The sequence below is a fragment of the Actinomadura geliboluensis genome (assembly GCF_005889745.1).
Classification (GTDB): Bacteria; Actinomycetota; Actinomycetes; order Streptosporangiales; family Streptosporangiaceae; genus Spirillospora; species Spirillospora geliboluensis.
This window is the reverse complement of the sequence record NZ_VCKZ01000512.1, coordinates 1-5,909: the sequence shown is the minus strand read 5'-3', so window position 1 is coordinate 5,909 and position 5,909 is coordinate 1. Positions and strand designations below refer to the sequence as shown.

7 protein-coding genes are annotated in these 5,909 nt (G+C 72.4%); 5 read left to right on the top strand and 2 right to left on the bottom strand.

The window, feature by feature from the left end; all coding sequences use genetic code 11:
• Positions 1-140: 140 nt before the first annotated feature.
• Positions 141-1,235 (top strand): NAD(P)-dependent alcohol dehydrogenase, encoded by a 1,095-nt coding sequence (locus tag ETD96_RS39970; RefSeq protein ID WP_138641686.1) that lies wholly within the window; start codon positions 141-143, stop codon positions 1,233-1,235.
• Positions 1,236-1,291: 56 nt separating this feature from the next.
• Entirely contained in the window at positions 1,292-2,149 is an 858-nt protein-coding gene (aac(3), locus tag ETD96_RS39965) for an aminoglycoside 3-N-acetyltransferase (protein WP_138641685.1), read from the top strand.
• Here the strand turns inward: aac(3) and ETD96_RS39960 are convergent.
• Entirely contained in the window at positions 2,146-3,054 is a 909-nt protein-coding gene (locus ETD96_RS39960) for an NAD(P)-dependent oxidoreductase (protein ID WP_138641684.1), read from the bottom strand. The two genes, aac(3) and ETD96_RS39960, sit on opposite strands and share 4 nt — an antisense overlap.
• Positions 3,055-3,169: 115 nt before the next feature.
• Between ETD96_RS39960 and ETD96_RS39955 the strand changes: the two genes are divergently transcribed.
• Genes ETD96_RS39955 through ETD96_RS39945 form a run of 3 tightly spaced genes read left to right on the top strand, consistent with a single transcriptional unit; the run spans position 3,170 to position 5,365 of the window.
• A complete protein-coding gene (locus ETD96_RS39955; RefSeq protein WP_138641683.1) occupies positions 3,170-4,165 on the top strand; it encodes a nitronate monooxygenase in 996 nt (331 codons plus the stop codon).
• Positions 4,165-4,632, top strand: a complete 468-nt coding sequence (locus tag ETD96_RS39950; protein WP_138641682.1) for an ATP-binding protein — start codon at positions 4,165-4,167, stop codon at positions 4,630-4,632. Before ETD96_RS39955 ends, ETD96_RS39950 begins: the two co-directional genes overlap by 1 nt.
• Positions 4,619-5,365 (top strand): tRNA(His) guanylyltransferase Thg1 family protein, encoded by a 747-nt coding sequence (locus tag ETD96_RS39945; protein ID WP_138641681.1) that lies wholly within the window; start codon positions 4,619-4,621, stop codon positions 5,363-5,365. The genes ETD96_RS39950 and ETD96_RS39945 overlap by 14 nt, the downstream gene beginning before the upstream one ends.
• Here the strand turns inward: ETD96_RS39945 and ETD96_RS39940 are convergent.
• Complete coding sequence (locus tag ETD96_RS39940; protein ID WP_138641680.1) at positions 5,362-5,721, bottom strand: winged helix-turn-helix transcriptional regulator; 360 nt, start codon at positions 5,719-5,721, stop codon at positions 5,362-5,364. The two genes, ETD96_RS39945 and ETD96_RS39940, sit on opposite strands and share 4 nt — an antisense overlap.
• Between the last annotated feature and the right edge of the window lie 188 nt (positions 5,722-5,909).

The following is a 5,909-nucleotide window of genomic DNA, read 5'->3' as shown; positions in this document are numbered from 1 at the left end:
CGCGAGCCCGTCGAGCAGCGCGCGGACGCCCGGCGTCAGCCGGACGGGCCACTCCTCTACGGACGAGTTCGACGACGCTCTTCGGGCCAGGCACCAGGCGGCGCAGGACGCCCTAGGCGAGCTCCCCGAAGGAAGCCCTGGTGCAGATCAACGCCGCGGTGCTGCGTGCCGCAGACGCCCCGTACACGATCGAGTCGCTCGACCTCGCCGACCCCGGGCCCGGCGAGGTCCTCGTCAAGATCGCGGGGGCCGGGATGTGCCACACCGACATGCTCGGACGGGTGCCGGGCGACCTGGTCGCCAAGCCCGTCGTGCTCGGCCACGAGGGCTCGGGCGTGGTCGAGGCGGTCGGGGCCGGCGTCACCGGCCTCACCCCCGGCGACCACGTGGTCATGTCGTTCGACTCGTGCGGGACGTGCGACACCTGCCGCACCGCGCGCCCCGGCGCGTGCCCGCAGATGATGGCGCTCAACATGCTCGCGGTGCCGCTGGACGGCGTGCCGCGCGCCACGACCGGTGACGGCGAGGCCGTCCACACCCGCTGGTTCGGGCAGTCGTCGTTCGCGAGCCACGCGCTCGGGACCGTCCGCAACGTCGTGCCGGTCACCGCCGACGCGCCGCTCGAACAACTCGGGCCGCTCGGCTGCGGCGTGCAGACCGGCGCCGGCTCGGTGCTGATCTCGCTCGGCGTCCGCGCCGGCGACAGCATCGCGGTCTTCGGCGCGGGCGCGGTCGGGCTGGCCGCCGTGATGGCCGCGCGGGTCGCGGGCGCGACCACGATCGTCGCCGTCGACCTGCACGAGTCCCGGCTCGACCTGGCCCGCGAGCTGGGCGCCACCCACCTGCTGAACGGAGCGGACGACGACATCGCCGGACAGATCAGGGCGATCTGCGGCGGCGAGGGCGTGCGGTACTCGTTCGACACCACCGCCGTCCCCGAGGTGGTGTCGACGGCGGTCGCGTCGCTGTGCACCACCGGCGTCTGCGGCCTCGTCGGCGTCGGCGCCGCCGAGTACCGGCTGGACGCGAACCTGCTGCTCATGGGCCGGACGGTCAAGGGCATCATCGAGGGCGACGCCGTCCCGCACACGTTCATCCCGACGATGATCGAGCTGTGGCGGCAGGGCCGGTTCCCCTTCGACCGCCTCATCACGACCTACCCGCTCGACCAGATCAACCAGGCGGAGGCCGACACGACGTCCGGCAAGGTCGTCAAGCCGGTCCTGATCCCCTAGGGCGGACGTCCGAAAAAAGGGTCGACCGGGCCGGGGCCGGTGCGTACGTTGCGCTCATGGACGAGTTGGACCTGCTCAAGCGCTCCGGCGGCCCGGTCACCCGCGACGCCCTCGCCCGCGACCTGGCCGCGCTCGGCGTCGCCGAGGGCGACATCGTGATGTTCCACACCCGCATGTCGGCGCTGGGCTATGTCGCCGGCGGCACGCAGACGGTCATCGGCGCGCTGCAAGACGCGGTCGGCGGCACGGGCACGCTGATGGTCACCTGCGGCTGGAACGACGCCCCGCCCTACGACTTCACCGACTGGCCCGAGGACTGGCAGGCCGCCGTACGCGCCGGCCATCCCGCTTACGACCCGGTGCTCAGCGAGGCCGACCACGACAACGGCCGACTGCCCGAGGCCCTGCGCCGCCACCCGGGCGCGGTGCGCAGCCGCCACCCCGACGTGAGCTTCGCCGCCCTCGGCCCGGACGCCCACACCCTCATGGACGACCACCCCTGGGACGACCCGCACGGCCCAAGGAGCCCCCTGGCCCGCCTCACCGACATGGGCGGCCGCGTGCTCCTGCTGGGCGCGCCCCTGGACACCCTTACTCTCCTGCACCACGCCGAAGCGCTCGCCGACGCGCCCGGCAAACGGTTCGTCGACTACGAGCAGCCCATCACCGTGGACGGCGAGCGCGTCTGGCGGCGCTTCCACGACATCGACTCCGAGAACGGCGCCTTCGACTACAGCCCGGTCGTCCCCGAAGAGCAGGACCCTTTCGACGCGATCGTCCGCGACATGCTCGCCGCCGGGCACGGCCGCCGGGGCAAGGTCGGCGCGGCCGACAGCCACCTGTTCGAAGCGCCCGACGTCGTGAGCTTCGGCGTCGACTGGATCGAGACGAAACTCGCGGCCGGCCGCGGCTAGACGACGCGGTGGAGGAGGGCGTCGCCGCGGGCGAGCCGATGGCAGTTCTCCGCGGCGACGGCGAAGTAGCGGTCCCACGTCTCGCGGGTCAGCCACGCGACGTGCGGCATCACGACGATGTTGTCCAGGGCGAGGAGCGGGTTGGACGCGTCCGCCGGCTCCTTCTCGAAGACGTCGAGGCCGGCGCCGCCGAGCCGGCCGGACGCCAGCGCGTCCACCAGCGCCGCCTCGTCGATGACCGCGCCGCGCGCCGTGTTCACGACGATCGCGCCGTCCGGCAGCAGCGCGAGCCGCCCGGCGTCGAGCAGGTGATGCGTCTCGTCGGTCAGCGGCACGTGCACCGACACGATGTCGCTCGCGCGCAGCAGGTCGTCCAGCTCCCGCCAGGCCGGGTCGTCGCGGCGCGGCCGCCGCGACGTGTAGAGGACGCGCGCGCCGACCGCCTCCAGCATGCCGCGCAGCAGCGTCGCGATCTCGCCGCCGCCGAGGAGGCCGACCGTCCGCCCGGCCAGCTCCCCGCCGACCAGCGCCCGGTCGGCGGGCCAGCCCGCGCCGCGCCGCGTCCGCGCGTCGAACGCGACGACCCGGCGCAGCGCCGCCAGCATCAGCAGCAGCGACGTCTCCGCGACGGCCTGCGCGTTCTGCCCCGGCATGTTCGCTACCGCGATCCCGCGCTCCCGCGCCGCGTCCAGGTCGATCGTGTTGACCCCGGTGCCGAGCTTCTGGATCAGCCGCAGCTTCGGCGCCCGGTCCATGTCGGCGGCCGTGAGCGGACGCAGCACGTGCCAGACGACCTCGGCGTCCGGCAGCAGCTCCGCGAACCGCGCGTCGTCCTGCTCGGAGCAGCTCACGATGTCGAGACCGGGCTCCGCGTGGTCCATGTCGTAGTGCAGCAGCACCCGCATGCCGCCCCCTTCCGTCCGTTGCGGGAACCCCGGGTCGGCGCCCGGCCCTCCCCCCGGATTATCGTGCGGATCATGGGGAGGAGTCCCAGAGCACCGCGCGAGACGAGGTAACGCCATGTGGACGGACGTCCCCATCATCCAGGCGCCGATGGCGGGCGGCCCGTCGACGCCCGCCCTGGCCGCCGCCGTGTCGGACGCGGGCGGCCTCGGCTTCCTCGCCGCCGGCTACAAGACGCCCGAGGCCATGCGCGCCGACATCGCCGCGACCCGGGAGCTGACTTCGCGCCCGTTCGGCATGAACCTTTTCATGCCGTCCCTGGACGAGATCGACCCCGCCGAAGTGGCCGCCTACCGCGATCGCCTCGCGCCCGAGGCCGACCGCCTCGGCGTCGCCCCCGGCACCCCCGGCGCCCGCGACGACGCCTACGAGGCCAAGGTCGCCGACCTGCTGTCCGACCCGCCGCCGTTCGTCAGCTTCACGTTCGGCTGCCCTTCGCCGGACGTCATCGAGGCGTTCCAGGCCAAAGGCGTGACCGTGGTCGTCACGGTGACGTCCGTGGACGAGGCGCGCCAGGCGGCCGCCGCCGACGCCCTCTGCCTGCAAGGGGCCGAGGCGGGCGGGCACCGCGGGTCGTTCACGAACACCTCCGACGAGCCGCTGCCGCTGCGCGTCCTGCTGCACTCCGTCCGCGCGATGACCTCGCAGCCCCTCATCGCCGCCGGCGGCCTCGCCTCGTCCTCGGACATCGCCGAGATCCTCTCCCTCGGCGCCGTCGCCGCCCAGCTCGGGACGGCGTTCGTCCGCTGCCCGGAGAGCGGCGCCAGCGCCGTCCACAGGGCCGCCCTGACCGACCCGCGCTTCACCTCCACCACACTGACCCGCGCCTTCAGCGGACGCCTCGCCCGCGGCCTGGTCAACCGCTTCCTCACCGACCACTCACCGCACGCACCGGCCGCCTACCCGGACGTCCACTACGTGACCTCGCCACTGCGCAAGGCGGCCGCCGCCAAGGGCGACCCGGACGGCGTGAACCTGTGGGCGGGCGAGTCCTTCCACAAGACATCCGACGCCCCCGCCGCCGACCTAGTACGCGCCCTGACCCCCCGCTAATGCCCGACCTGGCCATCCTGATCGGCCTTCAGGCGTCCGGGAAGACGACGTTCTACCGACGGCATCTCGCCGGACATGTCCACGTCAGCAAGGACCTCTTCCCGAGAGGCGCCCGGCGCAAGCAGGCACGCCAGTTGAGGCTCATATCCGAGGCCCTGGAACAAGACCGTGACGTGGCGGTCGACAACACGAACCCGTCCCCGGACGAATGGCAGCCGCTCATCACCGTGGGCCGCCGCCACAGTGCCCGCATCATCGGCTATTGGTTTCCGCCGGACGTCGAACTCTCGATGCGCCGCAACGCCGTCCGCCCACCCGAAATCCAGGTGCCGGACGTCGGCGTCTATGCCACTCTCAAACGTCTTCGCCGTCCGCGCCCGTCAGACGGCTTCGACGCGTTGTTCGCGGTGCTCCCCGCCGCCGGCGGCGCATTCGACGTCAGGGAGATGACCGATGAAGGACCTTGAGTCGCGGATGCGCGCCCGCGAATGGTTCCACTCGCTGACCCTGCTCCCCGGCGCGTGGACGGTCATCCGCGTGGACGGCCGCTCCTTCTCCCGCTTCACCGAGTCCCGCTTCGACAAGCCCTTCGACCCGCGTTTCTCGGCGCTCATGGCCGGCACCGCGAAGGCGCTCCTCAGCGACCTCGGCGGCCGCTTCGCCTACACCGAGAGCGACGAGATCTCCGTCGTGCTGGACCCGTCGTTCGACCTGTTCGGCCGCGAGGTGGAGAAACTCGTCTCCCTGTCGGCGAGCATCGCGACCGCCGCGTTCACCCACGCCGCCGGCGAACCCGTCGCGTTCGACAGCCGCATCTGGATGGGCACGGCCCTGGACGAGGTCGTCGACTACCTTTCCTGGCGCCAGGCCGACGCCGCCCGCTGCGCCCTGAACGGCTGGTGCTACTGGACGCTCCGCAACGAGGGCCGCTCCGCCCGGCAGGCGACCCGCGAACTCGAACGCACCTCCGTCTCGGCAAAGAACGAACTCCTCTACGCGCGCGGAATCAATTTCAACGAGGTTCCGGCCTGGCAGCGCCGCGGCGTGGGGCTCTGGTGGGAGAACTACGAGAAGTCCGGCCACGACCCCATTCGGGGCGTCGACGTGACCGCCACTCGCCGCCGCGTCCACGTCCAACGCGAACTCCCCATGAAGGACGCCTACCGCGACCTCGTCCGGTCGCTTTTGGAGGCGGGTTAGAGCTCGTTGCCCCAGTCCCAGAGGGCCTGGAGAACCGGGCCGAGGCGGTGGCCGTGCGGAGTGAGGGCGTATTGCGTCCGGGGCGGCCATCCCGGCTGGCGGCGCCGTTCCAGCACTCCGCATTGAACGAGATGTGCCAGGCGGTCGGCGAGCACCTTGTCCGATAGAGCGGGCAGCGCCTGGCGCAGCTCGGTGAACGACCGGTCTTCGCGCAGGAGTTCCCGCACGACCAGCGTCATCCAGCGGCCGCGCAGGACGTCGAGCGTGATCTCCACCGGGCAGGAGGGGGTCGGCTCGTCCACGGCGGCGCGCGGATCGTCGGGCAGCCCCGGGTGGCCAACCGTTTGGTGAGTCACGAAAGCGCCTCCTAGCGTTGCCGCGTCCCCGCCCTGTCTACACGAAGGACACCGAATGCCGCGCCTCGCCGACCGTCCCGAAGACGTCCCGCACGTGTTCGCCGACCGCTTCAACTCCGGCGACCCTTCAGCGGTCGCGGAAATGTACGCGGAAGGGGCCGTCTTCGTCCCCACTCCCGGCACGCCGC

What these genes read in the sequence shown, in the direction of transcription:
- ETD96_RS39960 (WP_138641684.1), bottom strand. Translation starts at nt 3,054, where the DNA reads ATGCGGGTGCTGCTGCACTACGACATGGACCACGCGGAGCCCGGTCTC.
- ETD96_RS39955 (WP_138641683.1), top strand. Translation starts at nt 3,170, where the DNA reads ATGTGGACGGACGTCCCCATCATCCAGGCGCCGATGGCGGGCGGCCCG.
- ETD96_RS39950 (WP_138641682.1), top strand. Translation starts at nt 4,165, where the DNA reads ATGCCCGACCTGGCCATCCTGATCGGCCTTCAGGCGTCCGGGAAGACG.
- ETD96_RS39945 (WP_138641681.1), top strand. Translation starts at nt 4,619, where the DNA reads ATGAAGGACCTTGAGTCGCGGATGCGCGCCCGCGAATGGTTCCACTCG.